Here is an 18,277-nt window from a genome sequence, read left to right as displayed (position 1 = left end):
TATGAAGGGCATTTTCGAAAAATCAAATCTTAAGTGGATTTCTCTGATTACTATTTTGTTTCTATTGCTTATTTCTGCTTTTGCCGCTCCATATTTTATTGATAAGAAAATGTGGAAAGTCCGCTTAGAAGAAAAATTAAAAGAGGCGGAAACACTGGTTGAGGGAGCTCTCGATAAAAAAGTCGATAACTTGATTTCATTTAATAATAACGTTAAAAAAAGAATACCGCTGCTTCTGCGCGAAAATTCACTTTCAACAAATTATTTTGTCTTTGTTTACGAAGAAGACAGTTTAATATACTGGAATAAAGAAGCCGATATTGAAACAACATTAAGACATAAGACCGGTCTGCCCTTTTTTTACGACGATGGCTTGCGAATTTATTTAACTTACATCGATACACTGGTTGATAAAAAAAGCAAGTTTTACATTCTTACGTATGAAATACTCGAACAAAAATATAATCTCTATGGTGAAGAGAGTAGAATCTCTTTTACCGATTCGTTGTCGATCGAAGCGGGCACAAATATTACGATTGATTATAATAACAGCGGCACAAAGATTCAGGATGGCAGGTATCGAACATTTGCATATAAATCGCGGACTGGCAATTTACTCTGCAAAGTAATCATTGAAAATCCTACGCTCGATAGTGAAATTAACAACCTGAAAAAAAATATCTACACAATTCAGTCTGTCCTGATTTTGATTTGTTTTTTTATTGCTGTCCATATTTTGCTTGGATATGTAAAGCGTTCAAACAGGATTATAAGATTTGTATTCTGGACATTGACAATTGGAGGAGGTAGGGTCATAATTTATCTCCTCGGAATTCCTTCGACTTATTATCACAATGCACTGACTGATCCGTCAAATTTTTCTTCGCCTTTTGCATTTGGACTCGTTAGATCGCCGGCAGAGTTTCTTATAACCGCAATTGCAGGTACGATATTGATAGTAATCGGTAATAACTACTTTGAAGAATATTCTCGTGAAAAGCCGGGCACAAACAAAAATTGGATATTATTTTTTGTAGCCCTCTTTGCTTTCACTATATTTTTCCTTCTTACGTTAAGAGGAATTGGAGCGTCGATTAGAAGTGTTGTTTTTGATTCGTCGATTAGATATTTCAGGGAGTTCAATTTAATTCCGGAATCCCACATTCTGGTAATGAATCTTAATATCTTGATGCTTGGATTTTCAGCAATCCTTTTTTCGTATCTGTTGCTCTCTTCGCTCTATGGCTTTTTTCCATATAAGGGAGAAAAGAATTACTACAAACTATTGGGTGGCATCTTTTTGTTTTTGCAGATTGCTGGATTTCTGTTCGATTATTTTCAAAAAAATCCTCAAGGCACGCCTCAAATCAGAATTACATACATTTCCCTTTTTGTGCTTGTGGCTTATGTTGTTTTAAAAAACAATCCACGTCAGCTTAAGCGTTTTGTCTTATACTCATTGCTTGCCTCGGTGTTGGTCGTGAGTTTATTGATACATTATAATTCAGAGCTCGAAAAAGAATCGCTCAAAACAACTTCACTTGAACTTACACGTAACGACGAGAATATTTATTCCTTTATGGTAATGCAAACACTGAATCAATTGAATACAGAGTTAGATGATGAGTTTGGCAACAGGATGAATGCCCGAGCCTTTCTTGCGTGGAACAAAAGTCTTCTTTATAACGAAAATGTACAATCGTTCATCCGTTTTTTTTACGTCGACGGAAAACCTGCTGGTAGTTATTTGACTAATGATAATATTGAACGGTTAATTACCACAAAGCCGCAGCAAACCGATTCCGTAGTCTTGATTCAAACACCGAGCATTTTTGGAGATTCTAAAATAATTCGCGGAGTAGCACCACTGTTCATAAATAACTACAAAGCAGGCTATGCCGAGGTGGGAGTTGTCTACAACCGGGTGAATCTAAGCTTTGCTGCAATGCCCGAATTTATAGTTAAAAAACGCTCACTTATTTCGGACGTTATTGATCCGAATAGATTGGTGGTTGCCTATTTAGATGGAGGGATATTAAAATCCTCAACCGACAAAATAAAATCAGATAACAATTTTTTAAATCGACTCATGCAAATCTCTGAATTAAAAAATTCAGAAGAGTGGATTTCCGCAAATATAGATGGGGAAGAATACCTTTTTTATGTTACTAAAATGTCCGGCATGATTGTGGGAGTAGGTAAAGAAGAAAAAAATGTATCGTGGAAAATATCCGACTTTTTCAAAGTCTTTTTCATACACGTGTTTATTATCTTTATGATGGTATTAGTACTCTCAATACTGAATTACAAAAAAACTCTGCGCCTTTTCGAAAGCTATAAAGCGAGATTGATTGCGGGATTTCTGCTTGTCTCCGTTGTCCCGTTGTTGATTACGAGTGTTTATATTAAAAATCTTATCGAGACGAAGAACAATGAATTGATTAAGAAAAGACTTGAAGAGTATGCAATTCAGATAAAAAATTATCTGGATAATTATTCGGGACGGATTAAAAGTGAATCGCTACTTGAAAAAGCTGCTCACGATTTGTCAATTGAGTTTACCGTATTTGAAAAAGAAAAATATTTTTATTCGACACAGCCTTATTATTATAAGTCAGGTCTAATACCTCCTTTGATTAAGTATAAAGCACATTCTGAAATCGAAAAGAGAAATAAACACATAACATTTTTGAGGAGTATCTTTGAAGGAATTCAGTATAATTCACTCTATACAAAAATTACAAATGAAAACGAAGAATATATTCTTGAAATAAATGATTTCTTTAACGACATCTCATTACCATTGTCGGATATAGAACTTGACGTATTCATGTTTGGTATTTTATCTTTAAGTTCCATTTTGCTTATTTTATTGAGTACACTGCTGGCAAATCAAATATCTCAACCGATAATTAAATTGACAAATGCAACCAAGTCGTTGTCGGGCGGCGACCTCAGCATAAAAATAGAAGGAAAGTATACAGGGGAAATTGGCGATTTAACCAGAGGATTCAATATGATGGTCCAGCGTCTGAAAGAAAATCAGGAAGAACTGGCAATGATGGAAAGAGAATCTGCATGGAAAGAAATGGCACGACAGGTGGCGCACGAAATTAAAAATCCTTTGACGCCTATTAAATTATCTGTTCAACAATTAATTGCTGCTTATAAAGACAAATCGCCTAAATTCGATACTATCTTCGATAAAGTTACCAATACCGTCATAAACCAGATTGAGCTTCTTACAAATATCGCTTCGGAGTTTTCTAACTTTGCAAGAATGCCAAGACTAAATATTTCAAAAATAGACCTGGTCAAAATTATTGAATCGGTAATCGATCTGTTTCAATCGGAAAGGATTAACATAAATTTTATTAAATCATCTGAACAAATTATTGTTGAAGGTGATGAACAACACTTTACGAGAACATTTGTTAATCTGTTCAGAAATTCCGTTCAGGCTAAGGCAAAAAATATTATAGTCGACGTCAAAGAATTTGATAATATTTATGAAATAACGGTTGAAGACGACGGTGAAGGGATTGAAGAAGAATTTATCGATAAAATTTTCGAGGAAAAGTTTACTACAAAAAAGCAAGGAATGGGCTTGGGGCTAAAGCTCTCTCGCCGATTCATTGAAAGCATTGGCGGCACAATTGAATTGACTAAAACCTCGAAGGAAGGTACCATATTTAAAATAAAATTGATTAAACCAAAGCCATGAAGAAATTAACTCCCTTTCAGGATAAAGCACTTCGATACGATAAAAATATTTTATTGACTGCAAATGCTGGAGCTGGAAAAACCTTTGTCTTTGCCAGAAGATATGTTGATATCCTTCTTAACGAGAATCTTTCCGGCAATGTCGATATCGAAAATATTGTTGCAATTACTTTTACCGACAAGGCAGCTGGGGAATTGCAGAAACGAATAGCTATCGAAATAGAAGAAAGGATTAAAAACGAAACTAATTTTACCAAGAGAAAAGTAATTGAATCTCTGCGGAGCCAGCTGGTTAATGCAAACATTTCAACGATTCACTCCTTTTGTCTAAACATACTACGTGAATTTGCGCCCGAAGCAAATCTCGACGCCAATTTTATTCCTATCGAACAATCCGAAGCCGACGATTTACTCGAAATTTGTATAGATGATGCACTGAAAAATATGATTGAAGTTCCTGAAGAATCGGAACGCTTAAAATTTCTTATCAGATTCTTCGGCGGAAAGTACCAGCTTATAACTAATATTAAACAGTCGATATCAAAAAGAAAAATTATCGAAAACATCAATGAATTTTATGCAAAATCTACTGATGAAATTCTCATGATACTCAAGCAAATATATGAGCATGTATTAAAATTAATTTTTGCCGATGATTTGCATCTCTTCTTAAATGCGGTTGAAACGGTAAATAGAAAAGTTAAAGAAGTAAATCCTTCTTCAAGTTTAATATCGTCTGTGGATATAATTTTAAGCAGACAGTTAACACAAGAAAATTTGCCTGCTCTTCTATCCAATTTGAGAGAACTGAAGAGTATTATTTTAACAAGTTCAACCAGGAAATTGTCCAACAGAGGTTATCTCAATAAAGAACGAGAAACAGTACAAAGAGAAATTCAGACCATTGAAAACTTCCTTTCAGATTTTAATAATATCATCGATTGTGACTGGGAAGATAACGTGATTATTAAATTAATAGAGTTTGGGAAAGCCTTTATACATGTTGTTGAAAAAGTAATTGAATTATATAACAATAAGAAAAAAGCAAGAGGTTACGTTGATTTCGAAGATATCCTTCTGCTTACAGAAAAAGTTGTGAAACTGGAATCTGCAAGGGAATATCTCAGGACGCGTTATAAATACATAATGATTGATGAGTATCAAGATACAAACGAATTGCAATATAATATTTTCATGCCGATACTCGATTTTTTGAAACACGGAAATTTGTTCGTTGTGGGCGACGAAAAGCAGAGTATTTACATGTTCAGGAATGCTGAACTCGAGGTTTTTAACAAGACAAGAAATGTCATCGAATCGAAGAGAGAAGGAGGGGCTGTTCTTACATTACCTCACAGCTTTAGACTGTCGCCGCCAATTGTTCTATTTGTAAATAAATTGTTTGAGAATCTATTCTCGGTTAAGAATGAAGAACTCAGAAACCTGTTCAACGAAGTTAAGTACGACAAATTAATTTGCGCCCGACCCGAGACCGAAAAGGGAAAAGTTGAATTGCTCATTGCCAATGGTGGAGAGATAAGTGAAGAAATGCTGGTAGCCGATAAAATATACGAATTACTGAACTATGAAAAATTAAATCCCGGCGATATTGGAATACTTTGCAGAAAAAGAAAACTTTTCGATCGTTTGGAAACTGAATTTATTAAAAGAGAGATTCCTTATTCAATTGTAGGTGGCAGAGGTTTCTATCAGCAGCAGGTTGTCGGTGATGTCTTTAATTATTTATCGTTTATTATCAACAGGGAAAACGATGCAGCTTTGGTCGGTATTTTGCGTTCGCCCTTTTATTCGATTTCAGATTCCGAATTGCTCGAAATTTCTATGACGAAAGGAAACTCGTTTTATGAAAAACTTATTAACATTTCCAAGACTGATGAAAAATATAAACAGGTAGCGAGTTTATTAGCCGAGCATATTCGACTGGCAACTTTTGAAAAACCGTATGCACTTATAAGAAGGATATTGCTCGATACTGGTTACTGGGCTGTAATATCGTCAAAAAGAGACGCCGAACAACAACTGGCTAATCTCAATAAACTTATCGCAATTGCAAGAAATTTCACGATAAAAAACTTTGTGAACCTCTATGATTTCAGAGAAGCACTGAGAAACTATATCGAAAATTTCGAAGACGAAAGTCAGGCAGCCGTATCTAAAAATCAAAATGCCGTTAATTTACTGACCATTCATCAGGCTAAAGGGCTTGAATACAAAGCCGTATTTGTCTTCGGTGCAAATGAAACGAGCGGAGGATATGATGGAATTGGTATTGATAAACAACTGGGTATTATTTCAAAGGTGTATACAGACTATGATTTTACGGGTGAGAAAAAATCGAATTCGATTGAAACACTTTATAACTATATTGTTCAAAAGAAAGAGATAGCTGAAATGAAAAGATTGTTTTATGTTGCATTGACAAGAGCAGAAAATTATCTTTTTATCACTTCTTCAAGAAATGATATCAAAAAAAATTCCTTTATGGATTTACTATCTAATGGTTTGAAAATTGAAAACATCGATGGCATTGAGGAAATAAATTTATATGATGAAGTTGAATTTATGAACCTCGACTCTAAAGAAATTGATGTATACAGTAAAAAAATGGAACTCAAAATTCCTGTGCATAGAAATTTATCGTATCAAGATTCGATTTATGAAAGTTCAAAAAATAATACTATCGAGAAAAAGCCATTAATTGGTGAGATTGAAGATGAACCGGAAAAAGAAATAATTTCCGCAACTAAAATTGCAATCTTTAATCAATGCCCGATTAAATATCAATTAATCTATGAGCTCGGCTATTCTCTCACTTTTGAAATTGTAAAGCAAAAAGAATTTAATTATGATTTCAAGGACAATGAAGATGATGAAGTTAAAAGCTACTCCGACGTCAAGGGCAGAATAATTCATGCAATTCTTGAAAAAGAAACTAAATATGAAGAGATCGAAAAACAGCTTTCAGATTTACTGCAAAGAGAAATGATACACCACTCAATTGAAGAAATGAAAAAAAATATACTCAACGACCTTAAAAAGTTTTATGAATCGAGTACTTATGACGAATTACAGAAATATAAGTCTTACATTAACGAGGCCGAGTTTTATGCGCAGGATGGGAAAAATTATCTTTACGGCATAATCGACAAGTTGATATTTGAAAATGATAAATTGATTATCGTCGATTACAAAACTGATAATGTTGATGAAAATGAGATTCATTCAAAAGCTGAAAATTATTTCCCGCAGTTAAAGTTTTATGCTTATCTTATAAGTAAAGTGTATCCAGAAGTAAATCGTTACGAAGTGAGACTCATTTTTATCAAGCATCCAGATATTAGTGTAAAAAAAGACTTAACGAGAAAGGAAGTGGAACAATTTGGTAATGTAATCAGAAGTACAATCGATAAAATTAATAAATCGGATTACTCACCTAATTTAAATCATTGCAGAAAATGCCACTATGCGCTCAAAGGTGGGAAATGTATAAAGTCCTTTTCATAGCAATAGCGGTGATCTATCTTTCGGGCTGTGCTGCCGTTGAATTCCCGCTTTACGAAATGCCCCCCGACTGGAAAGAAGAGGCGGTCAGGATAAAGACTATAAAAAAATATTCTGAATTCCTGAAGAACAGGAAAATATTTGTCGATCCGGGACACGGCGGCGAGGATAGAAAAAACAAAAGCCGTGATGGTAAAATTATTGAGGCGGATGTCAACCTTAGAGTGGCACTCTATCTCAAGCAATATCTTGAAATGGCAGGAGCGGAAGTATACATGTCGAGAACGTCGGATATTACTGTCCCGCTGCAGAAAAGAATTGATCTGGCGGATTCAACTCAGGCAGAATTATTCATAAGCATTCATCACAATGCATCTTCAAATTCAGACGATAATTATACAAATTATACTTCCACGTTTTATCATGCATCGCCAGGTCATTATGAATATGAGCCATGTAACAACGACCTTGCAAAATATATCCAGCGGGATTTATCGTATGTAATGGGAAATCCAGGAGGACTCGGTTCGTTTGACGGTACTTATTCTGACTATGTAATTTATCCGGGCGAGGGTTTTTATGTTCTGCGCAAATCAAAAATTCCAGCCATACTTGTAGAATGTGGTTTTCATACCAGCAGGCTTGAAATTCTTAGATTAAACGACGATACTTTCAATAAGATACAGGCATGGGGTATATTCCGCGGACTTGCGAAGTACTTTATGACGAGCATTCCTCAAATAACGTTTTTGCCGGAGAGTTTGAATTATGAAAACGATACAGTCGAAGCATCTTTTAAATTGTCCGATAAATATGGAATCGACTTTGAAAAGACCGAAGTCTATATTAATAAATTGAAAAAGAGTTTTGACTATGACACGTTGAAAAATGTCTTAAAAATAAAGGAACGAATAGAGCCTTGCGGAGAAATCCCCGTTAGAATAATTTGTGCTAATAAAAAAGGCAAACATTCGTTCCCTTATCATAAAAAATTTGTTGTCTATTGCAGCGACCAGAAATATCTTTTTTTCAGTGATTGATAGTGGCATTGCGATTATCGATTCTTTCTGTTACAATCTTGAAGATGAACAATGCAATTGCTGCTACAAGTCCGATGCCTACAAAATAATACCAGATGACGTGTGCATTCTGGTAATAAATTACTTTTTCTGCAGCACTTATGCCCGCTGGTAAAGTTTTTGGGTCGGGGCAGTAGGCGTCCAGTAAAAAGCCAGACATTGTAAATCCTGCCAGTGCCGATAAAAAAGAATGCAAATGACTGAATCCAAGATAAACTCCTTCTTCTCCTTTTGGCGCTTGAAGAGAAAAGTATTCTAAAAATCTGGGAGATATAAAACATTCAGCCAGTCCCTGAATTGCTATTCCAATTATCATCATGATAGTTAGAGGATGCATTGTCAAAAAACCCAGTATAGAAACTGAAGGTCCTGTAATTCCTTCCAGCCATTGACTGCCCGACATTGCCAATGCCGAAAAAGGCATTAAAAGCATCCCGACTAACATCGATGTAACTGCCTTTTGTTTTTTCATTAAATTTGTTATCAGAACAACAAATAAAACTACAACAGCTGGGTTTACATTTGCCAGCCATTCCGGACGAGCATCTTCACCTAAAAGACGAATTACATACTTCGGCATGGTTGCATAAAGCTGGTGCTGTATTGTCCAGAAACCGCTGACAATGAGTATCAATAATAATAACCTCGGTGAGGTCATTATTTTTTTTAACGAATTTATTACGTCTTTAATAGTTTTCGTAGTGTAGGATGCGTCGTTTTGATTATAAAAGAAAATAGCAAAGAGCATAGCAAGAAACGACATCCCTGCGGAAAAGAAATTGACATATTCCAGACCAATTCCCTGTCTTACATACGGAACAAAAGTTTTTCCGCTAAATGCGCCTATATTAACTATCCAATAAAAGAGGGCATAGCCACGTGCCCGGGTTTCTTCGGAAGTCGTCTTTGCTACAGTACCTGTGATCAGAGGTTTTATAAATGAACCACCAACGAGAACAATAAATAGAAAAAAAAGTACTGGAATTTTTTCATGATAAACTCCCAACAGGGAATAGCCAATTGTAAGAAGGGCAAAAGCGAGAATTAAACCTTTCTTAAAACCAATTTTATCAGATATTGCACCTGCGAAAGGAGGCAGGAAATAAAGCAATGCATAAAATACACCTGCCACAATTCCAGTTTCTGTATCTGAAAAACCGACAATATCTGTCAGGTAAAGTGTTAGAACAATAAAAAAACCGTAGTAAGCTGCGCGTTCACATAATTCCATAAAATTAGCAAGCCAGAATTCTTTTGGAAATTTCCAGCTTTGTCCAGCAGTAACTGTTTTGCTATTCTTTTCCATCAACATTCCTCACTTGGTTATAAGGGAAAAACTAATTTATAGAATTTGAACTAATTATGAAACTCAATTCTGTAAGGTATAAATTTTTTCGTGGGGTGTTAATCAAGTTTACTGTTTTTCAAACGGAGTGAATTGGTAACGACTGAGACAGAACTAAATGACATTGCAAGAGCTGCAATCATCGGATTAAGCATACCCAATGCTGCCAGCGGAATCAGTAGAGTGTTATAAATAAATGCCCAGAAGAGATTTTGTTTAATTGTTTTAATCGTAGCGCGCGACAGGTTAATTGCTTTGATGACACCCGTTAGTTTTCCTCCGGTGAGTGTAATTTGAGCCGTTTCGATTGCAATATCTGTACCTGTACCGATTGCAATACTTAAATTTGCCCGAGCCAGTGCTGGGGCGTCGTTAATGCCGTCGCCTATCATAGCCACGATTTTATTGTCGCCTTTGTTCTGATATTTCTTCACAATTTCTACTTTCTGATCGGGTAACACTTCAGCATGTATAGCATCAAATCCGATCATCCCGCCAATGTTTTCGGCTGTGGCTTTGTTATCTCCGGTTAACAAAACTGTTTTAATATTCATTTTTTTTAGAGCCGCAATCACTTCTGGAGCTTCGGGTTTTATTTTGTCTTCTATAATTATAAAACCCGCAAGTTTTCCATCAATTGCAGCACATATAATTGTATTCCCTTTTTGGGAAAGTTCATTATAAATATTTTCGTCATTGTTTGTAATTATGGAAAATTCTTTCAATAGTTTAAGATTACCAACAATTACTGGTTTGTCGTTAACTATGCCCGAAATTCCAAAACCTGTTAGACTTTTGAAAGTTTGTGGTTCATAGAGGTTTTTATTATTCGTGTATTCTGTAATTGCTTTTGCAATTGGGTGTTCTGACTTCCTTTCGAGAGATGCTGTATAAAGAAGAAGTTCTTCTTTGTCGTAATTATTCAGAGTAATAATTTCTTTGACCGAAGGTTTGCCCTCTGTAATTGTGCCGGTTTTGTCGAAAATAATTACGGATAATTTATGTGCCAGTTCAATGCTTTCGCTGTCTTTAATTAATATTCCATTCGAGGCACCTTTTCCCAAACTTACAATGATTGCCGTGGGAGTTGCCAGGCCAAGAGCACAGGGACAGGCGACAATCAGTACAGCGACGAAGTTAATCATAGCTCTACTGATCGAATGGCCGTTTGAGAAGATATACCATCCCAAGAAAGTCAATACAGCGGCGATTATTACTGCAGGCACAAAAACAGCCGCAATCTTATCGACGAGCTTTTGTATTGGCGGTTTGCTTGCCTGGGCACTTTCCACCATTTGTATAATTTTGCCCAGTATGCTGTTCTCTCCAGTTTGAGTGACTTTGAAATTGAACGTTCCGTATTTATTGATTGTGCCTCCAACAACTTTAGAACCTGCAGTTTTTTCAACTGGAAGGCTTTCGCCGGTAATCATTGATTCGTCAACCGATGAAGTGCCGGTGATAATTATTCCGTCGGCAGGAATTTTTTCGCCCGGGCGGATTACGACAATATCGCCCGACTTCAAATCCGTTATATTAACTTCTTTTTCTTCTCCGTCAATCAGAATTCTTGCGGTCTTGGGTTGTAACTCGAGTAATTTACGAATAGCCGTATTAGTTTTTCGTTTAGAGTTGTGCTCGAGTAATTTTCCCATTAAAATCAACGTAATGATTACAACCGACGTATCGAAATAGACGTGTGGTTGCCTATGGAAAAATTCGGGAAATAATATTGCGATTGTACTGTAACTGTAAGCAGCGCCGGTTCCAATAGCAACTAAAGAATTCATATCGAACGCAAAATGCTTGAGATTATTCCAGAAAGAGTAATAAAAGCGTTTCCCTGATATGAAAATAACTGGAGTGGTCAAAAGAAAAAGAATCTTCTCGGTTTGAGTTTTGTTCAACGGGAATGACTTATAAAAAAAGTCGTACTCCATTATCATACTAATTATGAAAATCGGGATTGTAAAAGCAAGGGCAAAATAAAATTCCTTCTTTAGTTCCAAATAGTATCTATCCGTTTCCTGTTCTGCAGAATTGTTTTCATTTTTCAGAGCATCAATTCGTAATTGATAGCCATATTCTTTTACTGCTTCAGCAATTTTAATTAGGTCGACTTCTTTTTCCGTTTCAAACGAAACGGATTCGGTTGCAAGATTAACGTTGACATTTTTTACGCCATCGAATTTTCCGATTATTTTCTCTACACGCGTAACGCAACTTGCGCATGTCATCCCCTCGACGGGGAGTTTATAGTTTTTCATCTCAGTTTTCAATTACTTTATATCCAGCTTCTTCGATCGCATTAATAATTTGTTCTTCAGTTACTTTTGTCTCGTCAAAAATTACTTTTGCTTTGCCGATTTCTACCTCCGCCGATTCCAGATTAAGCGAAGATAGTTCTTTCTTTACTGCCATTACACAATGCTGGCAGCTCATCCCTTCAATCTTGAATTCTTTGCTCTGCATTATTTTCTCCATTTTTATGCATTAACAGTTTTTTAATTAATTTTGTTCTTTTTCTTGGAACGAGATAGTAAATGAAAGTGGGAAAATTAAATTATTTTTTCCCTTTTGATTTAAGGTCCTTAATAATCTCAATGCGGGGATTTTCCATATTCTTATCTTTTATACCCGAATTGGTTACAAGCGGCTTATAAAACTTTTCTTCTTTTTTGATTGGGTCGCTCTTTGGCGCTGGATTCGGAGGTGGGTGAGGGAGAATCTTTTTTACTGTATAGGTTTTTGTTTCTTTAGGCTCTTCGGTTTTTGTACGTCTGTTTTTTAGGTATGATATCCCGATACTTAAAAGGGAGAGAAATAAAACTACCAGAAGTAATTTGTATATAATAGGTATTAATTCCATAACCCAAAATATACAAATTACTTCTTAAATTAAAGCGGATTATTTTTAGTCAGCGTAGTTGTTAAAGAAAACATTGTTATAGGAAGCGCTCTTATCGATAAATTTTTCATTAATAATTTCAATACGCTTTTTTGTTGAAGTAGCACGAGGACGTGGGGGGAAAGTGCTCCTTTTCTTTTCTGGCTTTTTTATCTCATCCAGACGGACTGCGGTACGTGGCCTTTCATAGTATTGTTGATAGTACGGCTTTTCTATAGATGGGTTCTGGAAATTGTATTGTTTTTGAATTAATCTATCCCTTTCCTCAACGATAGCAGGATTTTCTTGTTTTCTCAATTTAAATGTGATATAAGAGACCAGTAGCACCAGTAACATCAGACTGAAAAAGAAGATCAAGCTTGTATAAATAATCGGTAAGAGGGTCATTTCGAATTCCTTTCATTCTCTGTTTGTTTTGCAATTCAATGAACAATTCCCGTGCCATATAAAAAAGCGTAAAAAAAACTGATTTCCAGTAGAAATTGAGACTTAGTTTAAGACTTGTGTGTCACAATGAAACAAATGGGGTTAAGTAATATCTGTAAATCATTTTAGAATTGGAATTTATCGGATTATTTAATATTTTTCTGTGCTAAAAAATAGCATTAAAGGTGTTGAGATGACTAAAGCAGACATTGTAGAACGGGTTGCAAACGGTACTGGATTGACGAAACTCGAGACTGAAGCAATAATTGAAGGTTTTCTTAATACTGTAATACAGGCGCTTCAGGAAGGAAACGGCATTGAAATCAGAGGATTCGGAAGTTACAAGGTTAAAAAGAAAAAATCCCGTTACGCCCGTAATCCCCGAACAGGCGAACAGGTATTTGTAGACGAACATTATGTTCCGGTATTCAAGTTCTCGAAGGATTTTAAAGAAGCAGTTGACAGAGGCATGAAAGAAAAACAAAAAGCTAATTCGAATGAATGACGATTTGAAATGTATATCGTGCGGCAAAAAGCTGGAAAAGGATTTTGTTTATTGCCCTTATTGTGGGACTAAAACGGGAAAGTCTAAAAACGTAATAAGTAATGATATTAATTCGTCTAATGAAAAAGTACTCAGTTTTAAAAAAATAATCTATCTTGTTCTTTTGCTGATTGTTGTTGGAGGAGTAATACTTTATTCTTCCGGAGTATTCGACGAACCTGAGATTAAAGAGAGTGCATCTCAAGATTTTGAAGATGTTCATAATGGTGTTGACTTATCGAATTTACAACAAATTAATGCTCTTGAAAATGAACTTAAAGCAAATCCCGGCGACAAGGAAAAAATTCTAACCTTAGCACACATGCTCAATGATTCGGGATTTAAACAAAAAGCAATCGACTGGTATCAAGAATATTTGAAATACGATTCGTCGGATGCCGATGTGCTGGTTGATATGGGAGTTTGTTATTACGAGATGCAGAATTATACAGAAGCTGAAAAATGGATGAAAGAAGCTCTTAAATACCAACCCGATCACCAGATAGCACATCTCAATCTTGGTATCGTCAGTTTGTCAACTGGAAAGCACGACGAAGCAATTGAATGGTGGAAAAAAGCTGTCGAAATAGATCCAAATAATAATATCGGTAAAAGAGCCCAGGAATTGATTAATTCACATTAAAAAGGAGAATATATAAATGCCTTGCGGTAGAAAAAGAAAACGTCATAAAATGGCGACGCATAAACGTAAAAAAAGACTACGTAAAAATCGTCACAAAAAGAAATTAAGATAGTATTTTTTATAAGCCATCTTAGCTCAGCTGGTAGAGCAGCGCATTCGTAATGCGCGGGTCGGGGGTTCAAGTCCCCCAGATGGCTCCAATCTTTATTCCCTCATTTATCTTTCTATTTAACTACACCCCTGCTTTTCCAATAGTTAATCTGGATTATCCGCAATCACACAAAAGTGGATAATCTATTTTTTTTCGAAAAATGTCTTGACAATCCCATATAAAAACAGTTATTTTGCACCCAAGTGGTAAAAAGTGTATAAAAGTGGAGAAATATGTTTATAGGTAGCTTCACATATTCGATGGATGCAAAGGGAAGGGTAAGTATACCATCCAAGTATCGGAAGTATATAAACGAAGCTGCCAATGATACATTTGTGATGACAAGAGGAATTGTGCAATGTATCGATTTATATCCACTCGACTATTGGCGCGAAGAAGTATTGCCGCGTATAAATCAACTCGACGATTTCGATCCAGAAGAATCTGTCTTCAAAAGACTATTGTTTGAGTATGCATCGGAAGACAAGCTCGATTCGCAGGCTCGTCTGCTGATTCCAAAAAAACTAATTGAGTTCGCCGAAATCGAAAAGGACGTGCTCATACTCGGACAGAATAAAAAAATCGAAATCTGGAATCCTTCTATCTACGAAGCGCATAAGAAAGAAAATAGATTATCGTTTGCTGAAATTGCAAAACAGGTAATGTCGAATAAGAAAAAATGAATCGACACGAACCGGTTCTCCTGAAGGAGAGCGTGGAGTTATTAGTATGGAACAGAGACGGCGCTTATTTCGAAGGGACGGCTGGCTACAGTGGACATGCAGAAAAAATTTTGAGCTCATTGAGCGAAAAAGGTAGACTCGTTGCCACCGACAAAGATTTTGATGCGTTTAACCATTGCAAAAAATTGTTCGAAAACGAGTCAAGATACATCGTATACAATACATCGTTTACAAATATTGATATTATAGCAAAGATCGAGTTCATTGAAATGTTTGACGGCATCTTTTTAGATCTGGGGGTATCTTCTCTACAACTCGACGATCCCGACAAAGGTTTTACGTTCAGAGAGGATTCACCCCTTGATCTGAGGATGAATAAATCGGAAGGCATTACAGCCGCTGAATTCCTGAATACCGCTTCAGAAGAAGAATTAGCCAGTATTATTTTTAAGTACGGCGAGGAAAGAAAATCGCGACAAATTGCCAGAAAAATTGTCGAGTACAGAAATAAAAATAAGTTTGAATCTTCGAGCCAGTTGAGAAACATAATTGCTGATATCATCCCACAAAGATTTTTGAACAAAACTCTTGCGCGTGTATTTCAGGCTCTACGTATTTATGTCAATAACGAGCTGGAAGAACTCGAAATATTCCTCAACAAATCGATTGATCTTATGAAGAAGGGAGGCAGAATTGTCGTAATTAGCTTTCATTCACTCGAGGATAGAATTGTAAAAGAAAAGTTTAAATATGAAACTCTCGAGTGTGTCTGTCCGCCTCAAAGTCCAATTTGTGTTTGTGATAAAGAAGCACGGTTAAAATTGATTAATACCAAACCGATCGTACCCTCCGAAGAGGAGATTAAAAAAAATCGCAGGGCAAGAAGTGCAAAATTAAGAGCAGCCGAGAGAATTTAGTATGAGCAAATCGTCGACAGTACGCTTCCTTTTTATTGTATTTGCTTTAGCATTTTTGATTTTTCTCCACGTCGCCACGGTAAACGAAATCAAAAATATGAAACGTGAAAAAATTAACAAGACTGAATTGCTCAACGAAAAATTAAATAGCATCGAGATGAGCACAGTGGAAATTCAAAAGTTAACTTCCGAAGAAAAAATTATAAAAATCGCAAAAGATTCACTTGGAATGCAAGGCCCAATTGAAAATCTTAAAACAATACATGTGGATAAATACCAGATAGAACAGCTTGAAAAAATATTGCAAGAAAAATATGATTAATTCAAGAGCTTTGATTGTTACTGGATTTGTTTTTCTCTTTTTTCTGCTTTTACTGGCAAAACTTTTTTCGATCCAGATACTCAAAAACGAATACTACACCCTCGTTGCCGAACGCCAGCAGAACAAACCCAGAATTATTCGGGCCGAGAGAGGTACTATTAAGGACTGTAATGGCGAAGTTCTATCCTTTACGCGCGACAACGTTTCTTTCTTTGTCGATACGAGAATGATTAACGAATCTCAGATAGATACTATATCTAAGGCTTTTTCGAAAACGTTCGGCAAGCCTGTCTCTTACTACAAAAAAATTATTCGTAACGGGAAGCGCAACGTTTGTATCGAAAGAAAAGTACCAATGTCAAAAGCACTCAATCTGAAAAAGCTTGTTATAGATGGTTTCTTTTATGAAGAAGATTTCACGCGAGTTTATCCTTATGGAAATTTAGCGGCTCACATTATTGGATACGTTAATAGAGAATTGAAGGGCGTTGAAGGCATCGAAAAAGTTTACGACGAGTTTCTTGCAGGTAAAGACGGCAGGTATTTATTTGAACGAGATGTGCTGGGTAAAATAATTTCAGTTGATGAGAATCATTCCATTCCCCCAGTCCCAGGTAATAATGTGGTGTTGACAATTAATAAAACTTATCAAAAAATACTGCAGGAAGAACTTATTGCAGGAATAAAAAAATATAACGGCCATTCAGGCGTCGGTATAATAATGAATCCGAATAACGGTGCAATCCTTGCATTGGCAAACGTTCCTGACTTCGACCCAGCCAATTATAATCTTTTCTCAGCTGAAGAAAGAAGAAACCGAGCCCTTACCGACACGTATGAGCCTGGTTCGACAATAAAACCTTTTGTTCTCTCAATTTTATTTAATGAAAAACTTGCAAAAGAAAATGAATTAATTGACGTCGAAGGAGGAAAAATCACTTTTTATAAAACCAGTATAACGGACACTCATCCTCATGATATTCTTACTGTAAGAGAAGTTCTTGAACAATCGAGTAATGTTGGAGTAGCAAAATTGTCGACTCGCATATCGGACGAACTTTTTTATCGCTATCTGCGAAATTTCGGTTTTGGTAATCCTACGTATATCGAAATTTCGGGCGAAGCTGAAGGCTATTTGAAAAAGCCAAAAAGCTTTTCAAAGCTCTCCAAAGCATTTATGTCGTTCGGTTATGAATTCTCGGTAACTCCTTTGCAAATGATTACAGCATTCAGTGCTCTAATAAACGGTGGAGTCCTCTATAAACCTTATGTGGTTGAAAAAATTACGAATTCAAATGGAGAAGTCGTCAGCATTAGTGAACCGAAAAAAATAAGAAGGGTAATTGATGAAGAAGTGTCCCATAAAATTAGGGATATGATGATTGGTGTTGTAGAAAACGGCACTGCTACGGCCGCTCAACTTGATTATGTTTATGTAGGCGGCAAGACTGGCACTTCGCAGAAGCTGGTCGACGGCAAATATGTAAAAGGCAAGTATAATTCGTCTTTCATAGGTTATTTGCCGGCCGAAAATCCTCAAATTGTCTGCCTGATTTTGATCGATTCGCCTGAAATCGCAAAGTACGGCGGTCTGGTAGCTGCTCCGGTTTTTAAAAACGTTGCCAATCGTCTTCTTGAATACGATTTATCACTTGCACCAATAAGAAAAAAAATTGTAAGGAAAAAGAAATTAATTGAACAGTTGATTGCCGAAGATGTAAATACAAATGAAAGTTATTATGATAAATTTTTTAATCCAACTAACGAAAAAAAGATGCTACCTGATAAATCGATCAAAAAAAATATTCAAAAAGGTGTGATGCCCGATTTAAGAAAAATGAATTTGCGCGATGCCATAGTGATACTGAATAGACTCGGAATAAAATATAAAATTAATGGTAGTGGATATGTAGTTTCGCAAAGTATTGAGCCAGGTGAAAAACTTTCCTCCAGCTCAATATGCAATATTAAATGTCAACTAAATATCAACAGTAAAGTTCTGAATCTAAATTGA

Annotated in this window: 14 protein-coding genes and 1 tRNA gene; 10 read left to right on the top strand and 5 right to left on the bottom strand. The window is 35.9% G+C overall.

The genetic code is table 11. The annotated features are described in order from the left end of the window. Position 1: 1 nt before the first annotated feature. Genes ACUN8G_RS11050 through ACUN8G_RS11040 form a run of 3 tightly spaced genes read left to right on the top strand, consistent with a single transcriptional unit; the run spans position 2 to position 8,285 of the window. Complete coding sequence (locus ACUN8G_RS11050; RefSeq protein WP_437347380.1) at positions 2–3,724, top strand: sensor histidine kinase; 3,723 nt, start codon at positions 2–4, stop codon at positions 3,722–3,724. Continuing rightward, positions 3,721–7,248 (top strand): UvrD-helicase domain-containing protein, encoded by a 3,528-nt coding sequence (locus ACUN8G_RS11045; RefSeq protein WP_437347381.1) that lies wholly within the window; start codon positions 3,721–3,723, stop codon positions 7,246–7,248. Before ACUN8G_RS11050 ends, ACUN8G_RS11045 begins: the two co-directional genes overlap by 4 nt. Further along, a complete protein-coding gene (locus tag ACUN8G_RS11040) occupies positions 7,227–8,285 on the top strand; it encodes an N-acetylmuramoyl-L-alanine amidase family protein (protein WP_437347382.1) in 1,059 nt (352 codons plus the stop codon). The genes ACUN8G_RS11045 and ACUN8G_RS11040 overlap by 22 nt, the downstream gene beginning before the upstream one ends. On the opposite strand, the gene ACUN8G_RS11035 is transcribed toward ACUN8G_RS11040, so the two are convergent. The 5 genes from ACUN8G_RS11035 to ACUN8G_RS11015 form a co-directional block, all read right to left on the bottom strand. Beyond that, positions 8,275–9,630: an MFS transporter gene (locus ACUN8G_RS11035; protein WP_437347383.1), complete on the bottom strand. Its 1,356-nt coding sequence runs from the start codon at positions 9,628–9,630 to the stop codon at positions 8,275–8,277. The two genes, ACUN8G_RS11040 and ACUN8G_RS11035, sit on opposite strands and share 11 nt — an antisense overlap. Before the next feature lie 98 nt (positions 9,631–9,728). Next, positions 9,729–11,936, bottom strand: coding sequence for a heavy metal translocating P-type ATPase (locus ACUN8G_RS11030; RefSeq protein ID WP_437347384.1), 2,208 nt, complete (start codon positions 11,934–11,936; stop codon positions 9,729–9,731). A gap of 1 nt (position 11,937) precedes the next feature. Then, positions 11,938–12,141: a heavy-metal-associated domain-containing protein gene (locus ACUN8G_RS11025; RefSeq protein WP_437347385.1), complete on the bottom strand. Its 204-nt coding sequence runs from the start codon at positions 12,139–12,141 to the stop codon at positions 11,938–11,940. Between the two features lie 91 nt (positions 12,142–12,232). After that, positions 12,233–12,538: a hypothetical protein gene (locus ACUN8G_RS11020; RefSeq protein WP_437347386.1), complete on the bottom strand. Its 306-nt coding sequence runs from the start codon at positions 12,536–12,538 to the stop codon at positions 12,233–12,235. A 45-nt stretch (positions 12,539–12,583) separates the two neighbouring features. Next, positions 12,584–12,964, bottom strand: coding sequence for a hypothetical protein (locus ACUN8G_RS11015; RefSeq protein ID WP_437347387.1), 381 nt, complete (start codon positions 12,962–12,964; stop codon positions 12,584–12,586). A 232-nt stretch (positions 12,965–13,196) separates the two neighbouring features. On the opposite strand from ACUN8G_RS11015, the gene ACUN8G_RS11010 reads away from it, so the two are divergent. From ACUN8G_RS11010 to ACUN8G_RS10980, 7 genes are all read left to right on the top strand, one after another. Further along, positions 13,197–13,508, top strand: a complete 312-nt coding sequence (locus tag ACUN8G_RS11010) for an HU family DNA-binding protein (RefSeq protein WP_437347388.1) — start codon at positions 13,197–13,199, stop codon at positions 13,506–13,508. Beyond that, entirely contained in the window at positions 13,501–14,190 is a 690-nt protein-coding gene (locus ACUN8G_RS11005) for a tetratricopeptide repeat protein (protein WP_437347389.1), read from the top strand. Before ACUN8G_RS11010 ends, ACUN8G_RS11005 begins: the two co-directional genes overlap by 8 nt. 124 nt (positions 14,191–14,314) lie before the next feature. Continuing rightward, positions 14,315–14,390: transfer RNA gene (locus ACUN8G_RS11000), tRNA-Thr, on the top strand. A 184-nt stretch (positions 14,391–14,574) separates the two neighbouring features. Continuing rightward, on the top strand, positions 14,575–15,024 hold the full coding sequence (gene mraZ, locus ACUN8G_RS10995; protein ID WP_437347390.1) for a division/cell wall cluster transcriptional repressor MraZ: 450 nt from the start codon (positions 14,575–14,577) through the stop codon (positions 15,022–15,024). Next, positions 15,021–15,941: a 16S rRNA (cytosine(1402)-N(4))-methyltransferase RsmH gene (rsmH, locus tag ACUN8G_RS10990; RefSeq protein WP_437347391.1), complete on the top strand. Its 921-nt coding sequence runs from the start codon at positions 15,021–15,023 to the stop codon at positions 15,939–15,941. Before mraZ ends, rsmH begins: the two co-directional genes overlap by 4 nt. A gap of 1 nt (position 15,942) precedes the next feature. After that, positions 15,943–16,263, top strand: a complete 321-nt coding sequence (locus tag ACUN8G_RS10985; RefSeq protein ID WP_437347392.1) for a hypothetical protein — start codon at positions 15,943–15,945, stop codon at positions 16,261–16,263. Then, on the top strand, positions 16,256–18,277 hold the full coding sequence (locus tag ACUN8G_RS10980) for a PASTA domain-containing penicillin-binding protein (protein WP_437347393.1): 2,022 nt from the start codon (positions 16,256–16,258) through the stop codon (positions 18,275–18,277). Before ACUN8G_RS10985 ends, ACUN8G_RS10980 begins: the two co-directional genes overlap by 8 nt.

Source organism: Melioribacter sulfuriphilus (assembly GCF_052656625.1).
The sequence above is the reverse complement of the archived record's forward strand: the minus strand, read 5'-3'. Positions and strand labels throughout refer to the sequence as shown.

Coding starts and splice junctions, on each gene's coding strand:
- rsmH (WP_437347391.1), top strand. CDS start 15,021: ATGAATCGACACGAACCGGTTCTCCTGAAGGAGAGCGTGGAGTTATTA.
- ACUN8G_RS11010 (WP_437347388.1), top strand. CDS start 13,197: ATGACTAAAGCAGACATTGTAGAACGGGTTGCAAACGGTACTGGATTG.
- ACUN8G_RS11030 (WP_437347384.1), bottom strand. CDS start 11,936: ATGAAAAACTATAAACTCCCCGTCGAGGGGATGACATGCGCAAGTTGC.
- ACUN8G_RS11015 (WP_437347387.1), bottom strand. CDS start 12,964: ATGACCCTCTTACCGATTATTTATACAAGCTTGATCTTCTTTTTCAGT.
- ACUN8G_RS11005 (WP_437347389.1), top strand. CDS start 13,501: ATGAATGACGATTTGAAATGTATATCGTGCGGCAAAAAGCTGGAAAAG.
- ACUN8G_RS11045 (WP_437347381.1), top strand. CDS start 3,721: ATGAAGAAATTAACTCCCTTTCAGGATAAAGCACTTCGATACGATAAA.
- ACUN8G_RS11040 (WP_437347382.1), top strand. CDS start 7,227: ATGTATAAAGTCCTTTTCATAGCAATAGCGGTGATCTATCTTTCGGGC.
- ACUN8G_RS11020 (WP_437347386.1), bottom strand. CDS start 12,538: ATGGAATTAATACCTATTATATACAAATTACTTCTGGTAGTTTTATTT.
- ACUN8G_RS10985 (WP_437347392.1), top strand. CDS start 15,943: ATGAGCAAATCGTCGACAGTACGCTTCCTTTTTATTGTATTTGCTTTA.
- ACUN8G_RS11025 (WP_437347385.1), bottom strand. CDS start 12,141: ATGCAGAGCAAAGAATTCAAGATTGAAGGGATGAGCTGCCAGCATTGT.
- ACUN8G_RS11050 (WP_437347380.1), top strand. CDS start 2: ATGAAGGGCATTTTCGAAAAATCAAATCTTAAGTGGATTTCTCTGATT.
- ACUN8G_RS10980 (WP_437347393.1), top strand. CDS start 16,256: ATGATTAATTCAAGAGCTTTGATTGTTACTGGATTTGTTTTTCTCTTT.
- mraZ (WP_437347390.1), top strand. CDS start 14,575: ATGTTTATAGGTAGCTTCACATATTCGATGGATGCAAAGGGAAGGGTA.
- ACUN8G_RS11035 (WP_437347383.1), bottom strand. CDS start 9,630: ATGGAAAAGAATAGCAAAACAGTTACTGCTGGACAAAGCTGGAAATTT.